The sequence below is a fragment of the Streptomyces sp. CA-106110 genome, from assembly GCF_050936285.1.
Lineage (GTDB): Bacteria > Actinomycetota > Actinomycetes > Streptomycetales > Streptomycetaceae > Streptomyces.
In genome coordinates this window covers 10746375-10759485 of the sequence record NZ_JBNJNB010000001.1, presented here as the reverse complement: position 1 = coordinate 10759485, position 13111 = coordinate 10746375, and the positions used below count along the sequence as shown (strand labels likewise).

Here is a 13111-nt window from a genome sequence, read left to right as displayed (position 1 = left end):
CGTCGAGGACACGGAGAGCCCCGCCACCTGACCCGGGCGACCGGCCCGGTCCATCCGCGGCACCCGATCACCGCGCGTCCATTCTGGACCGCACGGCACGTACGAGCACGGAGAAGACACACCATGGAACTGCTGAAGAAGCAGGCGACCGCCAAGCTGCCCGGGAACTGGTTCACAGGGGACGCCTGGGCCGATGTCATCCACCGCGGCGAGGAACCCTCCCGCGTCCGGGTCAACTCGGTCCACTTCGCTCCCGGCGCCCGCACCGCCTGGCACTCCCACGGCCTCGGTCAGACCCTCTATGTCGTGGAGGGCATCGCCCTGGTCCAGTCCCGCGGCGGCGACATCGTCGAAGCGCATCCAGGAGACGTGATCTGGACCCCGGCGGGCGAGGAGCACTGGCACGGCGCCGCCCCCGACCGCTTCATGACGCACATCGCCCTGTGGGAGACCGACGAGGTCGACTGGCTGGAACACGTCACCGACAGCGAGTACGGCGGCCTGCGCCGCAGCACCCGCGCCTGACCGGTCCGGACAGTCGGCCCGGCACCGCGCCGGGCGGACCGCATGAGGAAGGCGGGAGCCGGAGAACGCCGGCGGGGTGCCCGAGACTGCTCGGGCACCCCGCCGTCATGGGTCAGGTCACTGAACGACGACCTGGGTGCTGCCCGTGACGCCGCCGGAGGTCACCGAGACGGTGGCGGTGCCGGAGCGGTGGGCGGTCAGGGCGCCGGTGAGCGGGTCCACCGTGGCGACCTTGGTGTTGCTCGAGGTCCAGACGTGGGACGCGGGGTCCGCGATCGGGATGGTGAGCGGTGCGATGTTGTCGCCGGCGATCTGGTCGCCGGTCGCGGTCAGGGTGACGTGGTCGCCGTGGGCGATCGGGTCCTTGGGGCCCTTGACGGTGATCGACGCGAGCGCGGGCTCGACGCTGTACTGCAGGTCACCGTCGTCACCGATGCGGATCAGACCGAAGTGGTAGATGCCACCCTGGTCGGCCGGGGCGTAGGCCGGCATACCGAGGTCGGCGAAGGTGAACTGCGGGATGCCGCCCTCCTCGGTGGTCACGCTCTGGCCCTCGGGGTTGAGGATCTGCTCGGCGAAGCCGCGGGCGTGGCCGTACATCATGATCACGTGCTGCTTCGGGTGCGTCTGCTGGAAGCGCTGCACCAGCCGCAGGTACATCCGCGCCTCCCAGCGGTCCGTGAACTGGCTGTTCGCGGCCGGGTGCGGGTCGTACGCGGGCATGTGGGTGATGACCAGCACGTCCTTGGCGGTGGCGTCCGTCAACTGCTGGACCAGCCACGGGTACTGCACGCCTTCGGGGTTCTGGAACGGGTCCGAGGACTGCAGGCTGCCGTGCGAGTTGTCGGTGACGATCATCTGCGCCTGGCCCTGCGTGTAGGCGTAGTGGGTGTCACCGAAGGTGTTGCTGTAGTTGCCGTTCTCCGAGTCGGCGCCCTGAGTGATCTCGTGATTGCCGACGATGTCGCGCTCGGGAATGCCGAGGGCGTCCATCTTGGACTTGGCGTACTGCAGGTCGGCCAGCTTGCCGTCGTCGGACATGTCGCCGAGGAACTGGGCGGCGTCCGGCTTCGCCTGCGGGGTGAGGGTGGGCAGCCGCTTGGCGATGGAGTCCATCACGTTGCTGCTGACCGAGCCCGGGTCGCCGGCGAGCATGTGCGCGTCGTCACCGGCCAGCAGGGTGGTGCCCTGCTTGGCGAAGTCGGCGGAGTCCTCCTCGAAGGACAGCCACTTCGGGTTCTGCGGGATCGCGTGGTACTCGGGCGCCGTGACCGGCCGCGGCGAGTACAGGGCCTGCAGACCCGCGACGTTGAGCGAGCCGCTGTAAGCGGTGCTCGGGCTGATCGCCAGGAAGTCGATGAAGCTGATGGTCAGCGGGAACTGCATACCCGCCGGCAGCTGCGCGACCGCCAGGTGCCAGTCCTTCCAGGTGACGTATGTCGGGTAGAGCGTCGTGGACGTGCCGTTGACGCCGATGTACTTCTCGGCGAGCTCGATGCCGTTGCCGTCACCCTTGATCCACACGCCGATGGCGGTGGGGACCTGACCGTTGTTCGTGTCGGTCTTCAGGGTGGTACGCGGCGAGAGCACCAGCTGCTTGACGCCGGAGCCGGCGGGCATCGAGTAGTCGAGCCGCAGCGATCCGGAGTCGGTGGAGCCCGGCGGGACGACGCCGGCGTCGGCGTTGAGGGTGGCGGGCTTGCCGGTGGTGTTGTTGCTCAGCCGCCAGACGTCGAGACTCGTCATCGGGTCGATGACCTTGCTGACGCTACCCACGGCGATCGACGTCGTCGCGGTGGCGCCGGCGACCTGCGCGCTCACCTCGGCGAGACCGCCCTTGTCGGCGTCCGCGGTGAACAGGCCATGCGCGTCGACCGAGCCCAGGTTGTCCGGGGTGACCTTCCAGGTGGCCGCCTCAGCGGGGATCTGCACATCGCCGCCCCCCTTGACGCTGCCGGAGAGGGCGAGCTGCTGGGTGGCGCCGTTGTTGAGGTCGGCCTTGTCGGGCGAGACCGTGAGGGAGTCCAGCTTGCTGACGACCTCGAGCTTCTCGGAGGTGGTCACCTCGCCGTTGGTGGCGATGATCCGGCCCGTGCCGCTGCGCTGCGGGGTGAGCTTGCCGTCCTCGTACGTGGCGAGGTTCGAGGGCTCGATCCGGACGTCGACCTGGCCGGCCGAAGGGTTGGCGAACCGGTCGACGGAGTACACCGGGAGCGGGATGGAACCGCCGGCGACGGTGGTGACCGTCTTGCCGCCGTTCACCACGACCTTGACGGCCGGTCCGGCCTCCTCGGCGGTGGAGTAGAAGAAGATGCCGTTGGCGACCGGGCGCTCGGTGTTGCCGGGCAGGTCGGACGGCGTGTTGACGACCTCGGCCCGGTCGGCGCCGGGGGCGCGGCTGACCATGCCGGTGGAGCCGCCGCCGTCGAACAGCATCGCGGTGTAGGCGCCGTGGGCGACCATGTAGCCCGCGGCCTGCTCCGGCGTCACACCGAAGGCGGTGGAGGCGCCGCCGTGGCCGTCGATGGCGACGACGATGGCGTGCTTGCCGTCCTGGGTGATGCCGACGGCGGTCTCCGGGTTGGCGCCGCTCGGCGGGGTGCCGGTCGGGTCCTTGTAGACCTTGCCGTCCTTCACCAATGTGTCGACACCGCTGATCAGCTGGGTGACATCGTTGTCGGGCGAAAGCTGGGTGGCGATCGCCACCTTGTCGCCCGCGTGCTGATTGTCGGAGAGCCACTGCCCACCGGCGCCGGCGCCGAGGAGACCGAGCTGGTCGGCGGAGAGCCGGGGCACGGTGGTGACGCCGGTCCGCACACTGTCGACCACGAAGCCGCCGTCGGTGGCGTGGCCGAGCACCAGGGTGGAGGACTTGGACGGGCCCGGGGTCTCGCCGAGGTCGGGGGTGACCTCGGTGATGCCGCCGGTCGCCACGTCGTTCACGGTGTTCACCGAGGTGAGCTCGTGGGTCGCGGAGCCGGTGGAGACCGTGCCGGAGAAGGTCTCCGGGCCCATCACCATGGTGCCGTCGGGCTTGACGCCCAGCTGGGATTCGAAGCCCGGCTTGGGGCTCTTCAGCAGGTGCCCGTTGGTCATGATGCCGCCGAGGGGGCGGCCGCTGGCGTGGATCTCGAAGTAGTCGCCGTTGACGCCCGCCACCGCGTGGGTGCGGTGGGCCATCGACGACGGGGTCTCGTCCGCCGGGTTGGTGATGGTGTCACCGGCCTCGACCATGCCGACCCGGAGGTTCCGGTCGCCGAGGTCGGCCTGCAGCACCTGGATGTGCTGGCGGCCGCCGACGGTGTCGTACGTCTCGCTGTAGTGCTTCAGGCCGCGGGTGACGGTCTCGGGCCGCGTCCGGGTGTAGTCCACGACCAGCGGCCAGTTCTCCGGCGTGTCCGGAAGCCAGCTCTGGTGCGCCGCAGGGCTGTCGGCGGCCGTGTCATCGGCCGAGCCGAAAGCGGTGCCGGCTCCCGCCACAGCACCGCCGAGCACCAGCGCCGCCGCGGTCGCCACTGCGGTTCGGCGAATCCCCGTTCCCGCAGGTCTCTTTGCGTGAATTCTCATTGCGTGTGTTTTTTCCTTACGGACATACGTGCAGGTGGGTCACCGGCACGCCCCTCCACCGCACACCAGCCCGGGGGATCACGGGTATCCGTTCGGGGTGACGCAGATGAGCATCAGATGTGATCCCCCGGAGGATTCGGTCAAGTCGCGTTAACCTCGGCCTTTCGCACACCGCGCATACCGGGGGGGCGTCATGACCTGGATGTCTCGGGCAAAGCGCAGGCGTCCCCCGTGCTCGTCCGGCGTCTGAGGCGGTTGGGTGCCGCCGGTGGCCGCCTGCCGCGGCACTGTGTTCCGGTCCGCACCTCACCCGGCGTGAGGTGCGGACCGGTGGCTCAGCCGGTGATGCTGGCAGCGCCCGTTTCGATGTGGCCCACGAAGCGCCGCGAGAAGGAGCTGTCGGCGCTGACCGTGACGGTGAAGTCGTACCAACCGCTCGTGTAGGCGACGGCGTTGAAGAAGTCGTCCGTGAACTGTCCGGCGGTCACCTGGTAGGTCCAGGGACCGTCACTGCGGTAGTTGTTCGACTTGATGGTGAAGGTCACGTCGGCAGCCGACTGGTTGGTCATGCGGAACCAGACCGCCTGCTTGCCGGTGGTCGGGGCGGTGGCGTAGTAGCAGCCGACCTCGATGTCCTTGGCCGGGCCGAGCGCGTTGCCGGTGAAGCGGCGCAGGAAGCGGTTGGGGCCGACGACGCTCAGGTCGTAGAGCCCGTTGCCGTAGCCGCTGCCGACGTTGAAGTAGTCCTCCACGACGCCGTCCGTGCGCGTGGCGGCGTTGCAGGGGTCCACCGTGTACTGCCAGGGGCCGCCGCTGCGGTACGCGTTGGCGTAGGCCGAGAAGTGGACCGCCTCGGCGGCCTGGACGCCCTGGTTCGCCATGTCGATCCAGGCCAGGATCTGGCCGTTCGCGTTGTAGTCGAACCGGCTGATGTAGGCGTTCGGCTGGTACGGCAGGGCACGGGCCGGCTTGGTGCCCGGCTCCTGCGCGGGCAGCGCGTTGGTGTTGGCGGAGGGGTTCGGCAGCAGATAGCAGTTGATCTGGCCGATGACCGCACTGGTGGAGGGCAGGGACGGCATCCCGTAGACGGGTGCGGTGAAGTCGAAGGCGCTGGTCAGGTCGCCGGTGACCTTGCGACGCCAGGCGCTGATGCTCGAACAGCGGGTGGGGGTGCCGAGCGCCGTGGTCCAGGTCTCCATGAACTGGATGACCGACGTGTGGTCGGTGACCTGGGAGCTGACCCAGCCACCGCGGCTCCAGGGCGAGACCACGAACATGGGCACCCGGAAGCCGAGCCCGGTCGGCGTGCCGTTGACGAACTCGTCCGGGGTTCCGGTCGGCGGGACCGGCGGCGGCACATGGTCGAAGAAGCCGTCGTTCTCGTCGTAGTTGATGAACAGGACGGTGGAGTTGAAGACGGCCGGGTCGGCGTTGAGCGCCTGCATCACCAGGTTGATGAAGTGCGCGCCGTCGTTCGGCGGCGCCGAGGGGTGCTCCGAGAAGCCCTGGTTGGCGACGATCCAGGAGACTTGGGGAAGGGTGCCGCTTTGCACGTCGTGCCGGATGGCGGCGGCGATGTCGTCCGGGGTCGACCCGGTGGTCCGGGGCACCGAGGCCATGCCCCGGTCGTACAGCGGATTGCCGGCGGAGGCGTTGTCGAACACGGAGAAGTACGCGAGCCCGTTGTCGCCGAAGTTGTCGCTCGCGTTCTGGTAGACCTTCCAGCTCACGCCGGCGTTCTGCAGCGCCTCCGCGTAGGTCTGCCACTTCAGGCCGGACTCGTCCGCCCCGTCGTAGGCTGGACCGCCGGCGGTGCCGTTGGGGTCGATCATGCCGCCCCACAGATAGGTGCGGTTGGGGCCGGTCGCGCTCAGGATCGAGCAGTGGTAGGCGTCGCAGATCGTGTAGGCGTCGGCGAGGGCGTAGTGGAAGGGGATGTCACCGCGCTTGAGGAAGCCCATGGTCCGGTTGGTGCCTTTGGCGGAGACCCAGCTGTCCATCTTGCCGTTGTTCCACGCCTGGTGCTGCGAGGACCAGCCGTGGTCGAGCGAGCCGTCGCACTGGGCGAGCCGTTCGCCGTCGACGCCCAGCCAGGGGGACGTGGCGCTCATCGGCCAGGGGTACTGGCGACCCGATCCTGAAGGCTGGTTGAAGACCGAGTAACCGCCCGGCAGCATGACGGTGCTGCGGTCGGCGAAGCCGCGCACACCCTTGAGCGCACCGAAGTAGTGGTCGAAGCTGCGGTTCTCCTGCATCAGGATCACCACATGCTTCACATCGGTGATCGACCCGGACGCGGCCGACGCAGCTCCGTGCTCCCCCGCGGGAAGCGCATCCAGGCCCAGAGCAGTACCGACAACGGCTGCTCCTCTGAGGAAAGTACGGCGGTCGAGCGGTGACACATGGACCTCCGAAGTGCGATGAGAGGAGATGAGGGCGGCGTTACTGTCGGGGCGTCGCATGGCCGAGGATCGAGGCCCGGCCGACGTGAGCATGAACCTTTCAAATCCGTTGGACCAGACTCGTTATCGATTCGAGATGCAGGGTGTCCGGAAACGAATGACCCGCCCGCCCGAGAGGGGCTGCCGGGCGTGGCGGGCTGTACGACGACGGGAGCCGCCGGGCGCGGTTCACCGCGCTGCCCATGAGCCTTCGGCGGACCTGACTCCTGCCGCGCTGCGGCGAGTTCGATGACGCAAGGCCAGCGTTTCGCGCCGACCTGCTGCCCAGGGGGCGAACTCGCCCGATTTCCACGGGTTCCTCGCCGGTGTCACAGCCGACGCCATCCATTTCTGCCAGGGCACAGGGGGGTCCACCGGTCGGGGGGCGATCAGCCAGGATTCGTCACGAAGTGGCTTCGAACCGACACTTCGGAGGTCGGACACGTTCTCGGCGGGCCGTTGTCAGTGCCCCGCGCTACTGTGCGCGCAACTGACCGCTTGTCCCTCTCCGGGAGGAATCATGGCCTCGCGTCTCAACCCGTATCTCATGTTCGCCGGCGACGCCCGGCAGGCGCTGGAGTTCTACAAGGAGGTGTTCGGCGGCACCCTGGCGCTCAACACCTACGGCGAGTCCGGTCACCAGGACCCGCCCATGGCCGACAAGATCATGCACGGCATGCTCGAGACCCCCAGCGGCTACACCCTCATGGGAGCCGACACTCCGACGACTGAGCACAACCCCGGGAACACCTTCTCGGTGAGCCTCAGCGGCGACGACGAGGCCGAACTGCGCGGCTACTGGGAGAAGCTGTCCGAGGGCGGCTCGGTGTCCGTCCCGCTGGACAAGCAGATGTGGGGCGACGTGTTCGGCATGTGCACGGACCGCTTCGGTATCGCCTGGATGGTCAACGTCGCCCAGCCGCGGGGCTGAACCGGGCCCCGGAGTCGGCCGGGCGTACACCGGCGCCCGGCCCTCCGGCTGTGCAGGACGCACCATTCGGTCCTGCGCGTCAGTCGCGCGCGAGCAGTTCGAGCGTGTCGACGACGCGGTTCGAGAAACCCCACTCGTTGTCGTACCAGGCCACCACCTTGACGTGCTTGCCGTCGACACGGGTGAGGGCGGCGTCGAAGACGGAGGACGCCGGCCGGCCGGTGATGTCACTGGAGACCAGCGGCTCGTCGGCGTACTCGAGGATGCCCTTGAGCTTCCCGTCGGCGGCGGCCCGGTAGGCCGCGAGCACATCGTCGCGGGTGACTTCACGTGCGACCGTGGTGTTCAGCTCCACGATCGAACCGACCGGGACCGGCACGCGGATCGAGTCGCCGGAAAGCCTGCCGTGGAGGTTCGGCAGAACCAGGCCGATGGCCTTGGCCGCCCCGGTGGTGGTGGGCACGATGTTCACGCCGGCGGCCCGGGCGCGACGCAGATCGCGGTGGGGGCCGTCCTGCAGGTTCTGCTCCTGCGTGTAGGCGTGCACCGTGGTCATGAAGCCGTGCTCGATGCCGGCCAGATCGTCCAGCACGGATGCCAGCGGAGCCAGCGCGTTCGTGGTGCACGAGGCATTCGAGACGACCACGTGCTCGGCGGGGTCGTAGACATCGGTGTTCACCCCGTAGGCGAGCGTGACGTCGGCGCCGTCGGAAGGGGCGCTCACCAGCACGCGTTCGGCGCCGGCGCGGATGTGTGCGCGGGCGGCGTCCGCCGCGGTGAAGCGGCCGGTGGACTCGAGCACGATGGCGACGCCGAGTTCGGCCCACGGCAGGTTGGCGGGCTCGCGTTCGGCGAGCACCTGGATACGGCGGCCGTCGATCACGAGCTCGCTTCCGTCGACCTCGACGGAGTGGGCGAGGCGTCCGAGCGAGCTGTCGTACTTGAGCAGGTGCGCGAGGGTCTCCGGGGCGGTGAGGTCGTTGATGGCGACCACCTCGAGGTCGCTGCCTCGGTCGAGCAGGGCGCGGAGGGTGTTGCGTCCGATGCGGCCGAACCCGTTGACGGCGATGCGGGTCATGGGGACTCCTTTCGTTCCGCTCTCCATGATCGACATCCGGCTCCCAGGCCGACAGTGGCCTGAATGACACCATGCGCAAGGATGCCGCCAGAACTTTGGCCATGGTCCGCAAGGATCTCGCCAGCCGTGCCTCTGCCCCTTTGACGGGACCGATACGTCAGTACCGGCCGGTGCCGTGGTTCATACAGCACCGGCACGCTCGGGGAGCTCAGGCCGAAAAGGTGTGCCGGTACTCGGTCGGGGAAGTGCCGAGAATGCGCTGGAAGTGCAGACGCAGGTTCGCCCCGGTGCCGAGCCCGACGCGGTCGGCGATCTGCTCCACGCCCAGATCGGTACGTTCAAGCAGCTCCCGCGCCAGGTCCACCCGCGCCCGGAGCACCCACTGCATCGGCGTGTAGCCCGTGTCCTCAACGAACCGTCTCGAGAAAGTGCGCGTGGACACCCGAGCGTTGCGGGCGAGCATCTCGAGGGTCAGGGGTTCGGCGAGATGCGACAGAGCCCACTCACGTGTGCTCGCGAAGAGGTCGCCGAGCGGCTCGGGCACGCTCCGCGGCACGTACTGAGCCTGTCCCCCGCTGCGATAGGGCGCCGCCACCAGCCGTCTCGCCACATGGTTGGAGAGCCCGACACCGTGGTCGCGGCGCACCAGATGCAGGCAGAGGTCGATACCGGACGCCGCTCCGGCCGACGTGAGCACATCGCCCTCGTCCACGAACAGCACGTTCTCGTCGACCTGTACGAGCGGATGCCTTTCGGCCAGCGCCTTCGTGTAGTGCCAATGGGTCGTCGCTCGTTTGCCGTTGAGCAAGCCGGTGGCCGCCAGCGCGAAGGCCCCCGTGGAGATGGCCGCGAGTCGTGCCCCGCGCTCATGGGCGGCCATGAGCGCCCCGACGACCGCTGCCGGCGGTTCTGTCGTCGCCGGCTCCCGGTAGCCGGGGATGAAGATGGTGTCGGCGTGCTCGAAGGCCTCGAGTCCCTCGGCCACGTGATACGAGAGACCGTCACCGCCGGTCACCAGTCCGGGGGCGGCGCCGCACACGCGCACCTCGTAGGGCATGCTCGGCCGGCTGGAGAACACCTGCGCGGGGATGCCGACGTCGAGCGGCTTCGCGCCCTCGAGCACGAGCACGGCAACGTGGTGGTTCTTCCGGCTCATCGGCATTCTCCCCGCATTGGAACAGGCAGTCGCTCGCACCCGTGGCGTCAATGACGGCTGCCGCAAACATCCTGCCACCGGCCGGTGGAGGCCCGGAGTCACCGTCAGTTCTCGGACGTCGGCGGGCCGCTGCTCCCGGTGCCGCGCGGGTCGCCTCTTGCTCTGCGCGCTTGTGCACAGCCGTCGCCGCCGGGGAAGACCGCTCCTCACCGAACTGGGCGGATCACCGTCTCAGGAGGCGGGCTGCGTTTCGGGTACGGCGTGATCGACCAGTACGCGGGCGACCTCGAGCGCGTCATTGCGCGGGCCGCGGCTGTCCAGAGACGTCGACAGAGCGGTGGCACCCTCGAGGAGGACGGCCAGATGTCGGCCCAACTGCTCCGGGTCGGCTGCACCCGCGCGGGCGGCGAGGTCGGTGAGCTGCTGGACGACGCCCTGCTTGTTGTTCTGGACCAGTTCCCGCACATCGGGCATGTGCCCCGCGGCTTCGACGGCCGCGTTGTGGAGGGGGCAGCCGCGGGTCTCCGCTCCCCCCGAAGTCCCCGACGCCGTCTCGGCGACCATGGTGAACAGAGTCAGCAGCTGCTCTTTGGGGGTGAGTCCCTCGCCGGTCAGCTTCTGCTCGATCCGGCGCGCCAGCCCGGCCTCATAGCCGCGCAGGTACTCCTCCACCAGGGCCGTCTTGGTCGGGAAGTGCTGGTAGAAGGTCCGGGTGGACACCTCTGCGGTCTCCACCAGGCGCGCGACGCCTGTGGCGTGAATGCCCTCTTCGTAAAAGAGCTTCGCAGCCGCCTGCAGGATCCGCTCGCGCGCCCCGCGGCCGCCACGGCGCCGCGTCACCGGCGTGCTCTCTGTCTCCACGGCATAAGTATAACACTCACTTTACTTTGAGCTCCGGCTCCACTAGCGTCGAAGGAAAGCGATCGCTTTACTTCGAGCGGGCTGTGCCCTCGGCGCGCCATGACACCGCCTCGGGTCGAGGCGCCACCACGCACCGAAGCGAATCGCCGAACCATGACAGATATGACCGAAGGGCTTCACGATGCGAGCGATCCAATACGACCAGTTCGGCGACTACGACGTACTGCGCGCGGTCGACATCCCCAAGCCCGTTCCCGACAACGGCCAGGCTCTGGTGCGGCTGACGCTGGCCGGCACCCACCCCCTGGACAACACCGTGCGCTGGGGCAAGCTGCCCCCCGGTGCGGTCAAGCCGTTCCCGGTCACGCCCGGAACCATCGGCGTGGGAACGGTCGAGGTGCCCGGAGCCTCCGGGCCCGCTGCGGGCAGCCGTGTGATGATCAGCGGCGGCCGGTACGGCATCGCCCTCGACGGCACCTGGGCCGAATACATCGCGGTCGACCCGGCCCACCTGCTGGCCATTCCCGACGACATCGACGACACCAGCGTGGCGGCGCTGTCCGCGGGCGCCGGCTACCTCACCGCCTATCTCGCACTCACCGAACTGGCCGGATTCCAGCCGGGCGGTACCGTGCTCGCCCCCGGAAGCGGCGGCGCGGTGGGCCAGGGCGGCGTCGAGATCGCCCGGCACCTCGGCGCGTCCCTCGCGATCACCACCGCCACCACCACGGCCAAGGCCGAGCTGAGCCGCGCGGCGGGATACGAGGTCATCGACCTCACCCGCGAATCGCTGCGCGAGGGTGTCGCCCGGCTCACCGGCGACAAGGGCGTGGACGTCGTACTCGACGGTGTAGCCGGGCCGATCACCGGTCAGGCACTGGGCGCTCTCGCCAGGGGCGGAACACTGGTCAGCATCGGCTACTCCGCCGGCATTCAGGCCGACATCAACGTCACCGACCTGATCTGGAAGGCGGCAAGCGTACGCGGATTCCAGTTCGCCATGTTCACCCAGGAACAGATCAACAGGACCAACGCACTGCTGCTGGACCTGGTCGCCCGCAAAGAGATCACTCCCCTTGTCGACCGCGTCTTCCCCCTCGAACAGGCCGCCGAGGCCCAGCGCCACCTCATAGAGGGCGGACCCTTCGGCCGAGTGCTCCTCAGCCTCTAGTACATCGCTTCGCCGTCTCTCCTGGGCCGGCAATCCGGGCACAGGATGGCGATGAGCCCGGCGGGCGGGCGGAGTCTCCCCTTCAGGGAGACCATGTGAAGGTCCGAGGCCGAGAGGGGCCCGTCATGCCGGCACAACCGCGGGCGCAGGAACCACACACCGATCTGGACGCGCGCTACAGCTCCCCCGGCGCCACCGCCAAGTCCTGGGCCGAGGCCGCATCCCGCCTCAAGGAAGCCGAGATCTTCTGGCTGTCCACGGTCCGTCCAGAGGGCCGCCCCCATGTCACACAGCTGATCGCCGTGTGGCTGGACGGGGCGCTCCACTTCGCCACCGGTGAACGGGAACGCAAGGGGATGAACCTCGCCGCCAACCCCCAGGTCGTCCTCACCACCGGCACCAACGCCTACGGCGAGGGCTGCGACGTGGTGGTCGAGGGCAAGGCGGTTCCGGTCACCGACGAGAAACGGCTGGTCGAACTCGCGGCGGCGTGGGAGGCGAAGTACGGTCCGAACTGGCACTTCGAGGTACAGGACGGGGCGTTCAGCACCGCGAAGACAACGGCCGCCCCGCCGCCGACCGAGGAGAGCACGGACGCGGGTCGGGCCCTGGTCTTCGCGGTGGCGCCTCGTACCGTCTTCGGATTCGGCAGGGACGCCGGGTTCACCCAGACCCGCTGGCGCTTCACCTGATTCCGCCGAGGCACGCGCTCAGTGCGCTTGGGTGCCCCGTGTCCGACGTTCGGCTGGGGCCGGCTCCCCGTGCGTCGCGTCGGGGGTCCCCAGCCGCGCCAGCGCTGCCGTCACCAGCGCGGCCGTTCCGGTCTCCAAGGTCAGGCGAACGCTGGGCAGGAAGCGGGGCGAGTGGTTGGCGGGCAGAAAACCCAGCTTTACGGCGGCGCCCGAGCCTGTTGCGGCCGCCCACTGGGCCGGGCCGGTCGCGCCGAGCATCCAGTAGGCGCCCCGGATACCGGGCCTGCCGTGAAGGTGAGCGCCGGAACCCGTGAGGAGCGGGAAGTCCTCGGTGGCGGGCGAGCCCGGCCAGCCGGTGACACGGGCGGCACCGAACTGCGCCCGGTGGGCACTACGGACGGCGGCGGTGACGTCCGGATCGGGAAGGGTGACGCCGGAGCGCGAGAGCAGGGTGACCGTGACCTGGGGCGGGAGTGCAGCGGCGGCGGCCTCGGCACGCACCACTCGCTCCACGGCGGCGGCAGCGCGGTCGAGGGCGGCTTCGGAGAAGGCACGGGCCCTGACGTGCAGTTCGGCGTGGGTGGCGATCACGCTCCCGGTGTGTCCGCCGTCCCCGGTGCGCAGCGAGGAGGGTTGGGAACTGTTCGTTTTCAGATGTGCAGGAGCGTGCGTGAGTGGGCATGAGCATG

10 protein-coding genes are annotated in these 13111 nt (G+C 69.2%); 4 read left to right on the top strand and 6 right to left on the bottom strand.

From position 1 onward, the window contains the following. The first annotated feature begins 123 nt into the window (after nucleotides 1–123). Complete coding sequence (locus ACQEXA_RS49590) at nucleotides 124–525, top strand: (R)-mandelonitrile lyase (protein ID WP_432923610.1); 402 nt, start codon at nucleotides 124–126, stop codon at nucleotides 523–525. Between the two features lie 117 nt (nucleotides 526–642). On the opposite strand, the gene ACQEXA_RS49585 is transcribed toward ACQEXA_RS49590, so the two are convergent. Together ACQEXA_RS49585 and ACQEXA_RS49580 are read right to left on the bottom strand one after the other, a co-directional pair. Continuing rightward, on the bottom strand, nucleotides 643–4041 hold the full coding sequence (locus ACQEXA_RS49585; RefSeq protein WP_433133161.1) for a phosphodiester glycosidase family protein: 3399 nt from the start codon (nucleotides 4039–4041) through the stop codon (nucleotides 643–645). Between the two features lie 386 nt (nucleotides 4042–4427). Then, the gene (locus tag ACQEXA_RS49580; protein ID WP_433134773.1) at nucleotides 4428–6494 is read right to left on the bottom strand and encodes a phosphocholine-specific phospholipase C; all 2067 of its coding nucleotides are present in this window, start codon (nucleotides 6492–6494) and stop codon (nucleotides 4428–4430) included. 559 nt (nucleotides 6495–7053) lie between these two features. On the opposite strand from ACQEXA_RS49580, the gene ACQEXA_RS49575 reads away from it, so the two are divergent. After that, entirely contained in the window at nucleotides 7054–7464 is a 411-nt protein-coding gene (locus ACQEXA_RS49575) for a VOC family protein (RefSeq protein ID WP_432923613.1), read from the top strand. Between the two features lie 79 nt (nucleotides 7465–7543). Here the strand turns inward: ACQEXA_RS49575 and gap are convergent, their stop codons facing one another. From gap to ACQEXA_RS49560, 3 genes are all read right to left on the bottom strand, one after another. Beyond that, nucleotides 7544–8542: a type I glyceraldehyde-3-phosphate dehydrogenase gene (gap, locus tag ACQEXA_RS49570; RefSeq protein ID WP_432923615.1), complete on the bottom strand. Its 999-nt coding sequence runs from the start codon at nucleotides 8540–8542 to the stop codon at nucleotides 7544–7546. A gap of 208 nt (nucleotides 8543–8750) precedes the next feature. Beyond that, nucleotides 8751–9704, bottom strand: a complete 954-nt coding sequence (locus ACQEXA_RS49565; protein ID WP_432923617.1) for a GlxA family transcriptional regulator — start codon at nucleotides 9702–9704, stop codon at nucleotides 8751–8753. Between the two features lie 225 nt (nucleotides 9705–9929). Further along, complete coding sequence (locus ACQEXA_RS49560) at nucleotides 9930–10559, bottom strand: TetR/AcrR family transcriptional regulator (RefSeq protein ID WP_432923619.1); 630 nt, start codon at nucleotides 10557–10559, stop codon at nucleotides 9930–9932. 181 nt (nucleotides 10560–10740) lie between these two features. Here ACQEXA_RS49560 and ACQEXA_RS49555 point away from each other — a divergent pair, with 181 nt between their 5' ends. Both ACQEXA_RS49555 and ACQEXA_RS49550 read left to right on the top strand, forming a co-directional pair. Beyond that, complete coding sequence (locus tag ACQEXA_RS49555) at nucleotides 10741–11730, top strand: quinone oxidoreductase family protein (protein WP_432923621.1); 990 nt, start codon at nucleotides 10741–10743, stop codon at nucleotides 11728–11730. Between the two features lie 125 nt (nucleotides 11731–11855). Then, nucleotides 11856–12422: a pyridoxamine 5'-phosphate oxidase family protein gene (locus tag ACQEXA_RS49550; protein WP_433133159.1), complete on the top strand. Its 567-nt coding sequence runs from the start codon at nucleotides 11856–11858 to the stop codon at nucleotides 12420–12422. An 18-nt stretch (nucleotides 12423–12440) separates the two neighbouring features. Here the strand turns inward: ACQEXA_RS49550 and ACQEXA_RS49545 are convergent, their stop codons facing one another. After that, nucleotides 12441–13013, bottom strand: a complete 573-nt coding sequence (locus ACQEXA_RS49545) for a hypothetical protein (RefSeq protein ID WP_433133157.1) — start codon at nucleotides 13011–13013, stop codon at nucleotides 12441–12443. Nucleotides 13014–13111: the final 98 nt, after the last annotated feature.

Coding starts and splice junctions, on each gene's coding strand:
- gap (WP_432923615.1), bottom strand. CDS start 8,542: ATGACCCGCATCGCCGTCAACGGGTTCGGCCGCATCGGACGCAACACC.
- ACQEXA_RS49565 (WP_432923617.1), bottom strand. CDS start 9,704: ATGCCGATGAGCCGGAAGAACCACCACGTTGCCGTGCTCGTGCTCGAG.
- ACQEXA_RS49575 (WP_432923613.1), top strand. CDS start 7,054: ATGGCCTCGCGTCTCAACCCGTATCTCATGTTCGCCGGCGACGCCCGG.
- ACQEXA_RS49590 (WP_432923610.1), top strand. CDS start 124: ATGGAACTGCTGAAGAAGCAGGCGACCGCCAAGCTGCCCGGGAACTGG.
- ACQEXA_RS49555 (WP_432923621.1), top strand. CDS start 10,741: ATGCGAGCGATCCAATACGACCAGTTCGGCGACTACGACGTACTGCGC.
- ACQEXA_RS49550 (WP_433133159.1), top strand. CDS start 11,856: ATGCCGGCACAACCGCGGGCGCAGGAACCACACACCGATCTGGACGCG.